Source organism: Paenibacillus sp. P4_A7, assembly GCF_056402455.1.
Map to the genome: position 1 here is coordinate 1 of NZ_JBFUHJ010000495.1, position 3,956 is coordinate 3,956.

At 44.7% G+C, this 3,956-nt stretch carries 5 protein-coding genes; all 5 read left to right on the top strand.

What is annotated here, in order from left to right; translation table 11 throughout:
• Positions 1-271: kinase/pyrophosphorylase (locus tag AC1DWN_RS29615; protein WP_477562454.1), on the top strand; the 271-nt coding region annotated here is incomplete at its 5' end.
• Between the two features lie 31 nt (positions 272-302).
• Positions 303-701 (top strand): nucleoside-diphosphate kinase, encoded by a 399-nt coding sequence (ndk, locus tag AC1DWN_RS29620; RefSeq protein WP_477562455.1) that lies wholly within the window; start codon positions 303-305, stop codon positions 699-701.
• Positions 702-720: 19 nt separating this feature from the next.
• Complete coding sequence (gene fsa, locus AC1DWN_RS29625) at positions 721-1,359, top strand: fructose-6-phosphate aldolase (protein ID WP_477562456.1); 639 nt, start codon at positions 721-723, stop codon at positions 1,357-1,359.
• Between the two features lie 152 nt (positions 1,360-1,511).
• Positions 1,512-2,678, top strand: a complete 1,167-nt coding sequence (locus tag AC1DWN_RS29630; RefSeq protein WP_477562457.1) for a P-loop NTPase family protein — start codon at positions 1,512-1,514, stop codon at positions 2,676-2,678.
• Complete coding sequence (locus AC1DWN_RS29635) at positions 2,668-3,903, top strand: CpaF family protein (RefSeq protein ID WP_477562458.1); 1,236 nt, start codon at positions 2,668-2,670, stop codon at positions 3,901-3,903. The genes AC1DWN_RS29630 and AC1DWN_RS29635 overlap by 11 nt, the downstream gene beginning before the upstream one ends.
• Positions 3,904-3,956: the final 53 nt, after the last annotated feature.

Genomic DNA, 3,956 nt, shown 5'->3' on the forward strand with positions numbered 1-3,956 from the left:
GGTTAATCCACCAGTGGAATTAAGGTCAGCGCCTGGGCGTCTAATTGTAGGTCTCACGATGCAGGTCGATCATTTGCTCGGAATTAGAACGGAGCGGTTGAAGACTCTGGGGCTTCCCTCGTCTGCTCATTATGCATCTTCCGTGCGTATTCAAGAGGAGCTCGATTATGCAACAGCTGTCATGAAATCACTTGATTGTCCGATTATCGATGTAACAAATAGAGCGATTGAAGAAACTGCAGGCATTATTACTGAATGGCTAAACAAATAAATGGCTATACCAATAGATGGAGGGGATCTTTGTGAATAGAACGTTTGTAATGGTGAAACCTGATGGAGTAGCACGTGGTTTAGTGGGCAAAATAGTAACACGTTTCGAGGAAAAGGGGTTTAAGCTTGCTAAGGCTAGCTTAATTCAACTGAGTAGAGAGCACGCTGAGCATCACTATGAGCATCTTCGTGAGAAGGTATTTTTTGATGAGCTGGTTGATTTCATCGTATCAGGTCCAGTGTTTGCAATGATCTGGGAGGGAAAAGATGCCGTTATAAATGCAAGAGCACTTATTGGGGCAACCAATCCTTCAGAAGCATTGCCTGGAACGATTCGCGGTGACTATGCGATCGATGTAGCAAGCAATATTATACATGGCTCAGATTCGGATGAAAGCGCTGAACGGGAAATCAATCTGTTTTTTCATTAGAAAAGGGAGAAGATCAGCTATGAAATTTTTCTTGGATACAGCTAACGTAGAAGAAATTAGACGTATTGCCAAGMTTGGACTCGTTGATGGTGTAACCACTAATCCTTCACTTATTGCGAAGGAAGGACGGGATTTTAAACAAGTTATTCAAGAGATTTGCAGTATCGTACCTGGTCCTGTCAGCGCGGAAGTCATTAGTACGAAAGCAGAAGATATGCTGCAAGAAGCGTTTGAAATGGCAGAATGGGGCTCAAATGTGGTCATTAAGCTGCCCATGACTGAGGATGGTTTGTATGCCGCTCACGCGCTTACGGAGAAAGGTATTCAAACAAATGTGACGCTTGTATTCTCGGCGGCACAAGGACTAATGGCAGCCAAAGCGGGAGCGACCTTCATCAGTCCGTTCGTCGGTAGGCTCGATGATATTGGTGTTGAAGGCATGACGCTAGTCCGTGATTTGAATACCATCATCCGGAATTATGGGTTTTCAACCGAGATTATAGTCGCGAGTATACGCCATATCGGTCATGTCGAGCAAGCTGCAATCGCAGGTGCTCATATTGCCACAATTCCTGGCTCATTATTGCCGTCACTATGGAAGCATCCCCTCACTGATATTGGCATCGAGAAGTTTTTAAGTGATTGGGGTAAGAAATAGAAATTCCATGGTTGACGAGATAGAATACGTTATGGTAAATTTTATACAAAGTTAAATTTCGAACACGGAAGCACCGTATGAGGCTGCAGTTATCTGCGCCTATTACGGTGCTTTTTTGTGTTTTTTGACTATTGAAGGGAGGCTGACTGGGGTTGAAGAGATATAACCTGGCGATTGCGGTAAAGGAACCGGAATATTTGAAGCGATTAGCAGATTATGTCCGTAATGGACCATTCGAAGGGCAATGGCAGGTGATAGCATTTACGCATGCAGAGGCGATCAAGCAATATGTGAAGCAAGGTTATAAGTTTGATTTATTGGCAGCGCAGCCGGATCTACTGCATGAACTGAAAAATGATCAGAATAATGTGATGCCTCATATTCCGATTGCTGTCCTGGTTTTGAAGTTAACTGAAAATGATACGGAGCCGCAGGTTCTTCAATTTCAATCTTTGCCGTCCTTGCTTCAGCGTTTATCTGAGATCCGGACAAGCTTTTCAAGTGCTCAAGCACCTTCAATCGCCCGAGACGAAGCCTCATCAGACACAAGAGTCATAACTGTTCATTCCGCAGCTGGAGGAGTTGGGAAAACGGCTTTAGCGCTGCATCTTGTACAGGCTGCTAGCTCACATTCCAAGCGGACTTTTTATTTAAACTTAGAGCAGTGGAATACATCCGACGCTTGGCTTGGTAATAACGATGTAAATGAAGCGGCACCTAGCGAAGGGCTTTCAGAGCTTCTGTATGAGTTGAAATCACAACCGGAGCATTTGTTTAGCTGGCTAACACAGCATCGTAAGCGACACCCCTTGCTGAACGGAGATTACCTAGCACCCTGCAGCAATATGGAGGATCGAATGACTCTGACTGCTGAGGATGCTATTAGCATACTAGGAGTTATCGTTCAGAGCAGGCAGTATGATCTCATCGTAATTGATTTAGATAGCGGGCTTAATGATCTACATAAAGCAATGATTGAGCTAGCGGACCAGGTGCTATGGGTTCTGGACGATAGCACGTCGGCACTAAACAAACAAAAGCTGGCTCTAAAATATGGCGAACAGAAGTGGGGTGAACAATTTGCGTGTTTAATAAGTAAATTCGTATTCATAAGAAATCGAGCTGCCCATACTGAGCATTTGACTGAGTTGGATAGGCGTATCGGTTTGGAAGCTATTTCTATTCCGTTGCCTGAAGTACCGGAGTGGCGTGTTTCAAATGGAGCGACACTGCTGTCATCGCCTTTATTTCGGGCTTCTGTTGAGAGGCTGTTTAAATACCTGATGAAGGAAGGAGGAGGGATTATTGCTGACAGATGATACCGTACTTGATTTACGCAATAAGGTTCGTTCAAAAATAGATTTCAGCGGTGCATTGTCAGATGACAGTCTTATGCGCATTGCAGAAGAAATTGTGTTCGAATGGTGTGAGCGAAATCCTTTGACGGCTATTGAGAAGGTTAGTCTTGTACGCAGACTGTTCCACTCCTTTAGAGGTCTGGATATTTTGCAGCCGTTAATGGAAGATGCATCTGTTAGTGAGATTATGATCAACCACCACGCTGAAATATTTGTCGAACGCAAAGGGCGAATGACGCTGCTTCCGATTGCATTTGAAAGCAGGGAAAGGCTGGAGGATCTCATCCAGACCGTTGTTGCTAGCGTTAATCGTGTTGTTAATGAATCTTCACCCATTGTTGATGCAAGATTGAAGGACGGCTCGCGCGTACATGTGGTTTTGCCTCCTGTCGCTTTAAAGGGTCCTTGCATGACAATTCGAAAGTTTCCTGAACGTCCTCTTACAATGGAGCAGCTCGTAACGTTTGGCTCGTTAACAATCGAAGCTGTACAATTTCTTGAAGAGATGATAAGCGCGCAATATAACATTTTCATAAGCGGTGGTACGGGCACAGGTAAGACAACCTTTCTCAATGCATTATCGCAATTCATTCCTAATGATGAACGAATCGTTACCATTGAGGATTCAGCTGAACTTCAAATTCGGACAATGCCAAATCTGGTCTCTCTGGAGACACGTAATTCGAATACGGAGGGCAAGGGGGAGATAACGATTCGTGATTTAATTCGTGCATCGCTGCGCATGCGTCCAAATCGGATTATCGTTGGCGAAGTAAGAGGTGGTGAAGCTTTGGATATGCTGCAAGCACTCAATACTGGACACTCAGGAAGCATGTCTACCGGCCATAGTAATGGAGCTAAAGATATGGTTGCACGTCTTGAGACGATGGTACTTAGTGCTGCAGATCTGCCTGTAACGGTCATTCGCCAACAAATTGCTTCTGCTATTGATATTATTATTCATTTATCTCGATTCCGGGATAGTACACGCAAGGTGACCGAGATTTATGAGGTTATAGGTGTGGAAGCGGGTGAAGTCATGCTTAATCCTTTGTTCCTATTTAAGGAAGAAGGGGAATCAGAAGGAAGAGTGTTAGGAGAGCTTAAGCGGATGGATAACCCACTCATTCGATTAGACAAGCTGATTATGGCAGGGAAGGTAAGCAGGGGAGGGCTGGTAAGTTGAGCGGGTTAAACGAGTGGAGCATTCAAAAGGGACTGACCTGGTGCGGCTGGGAG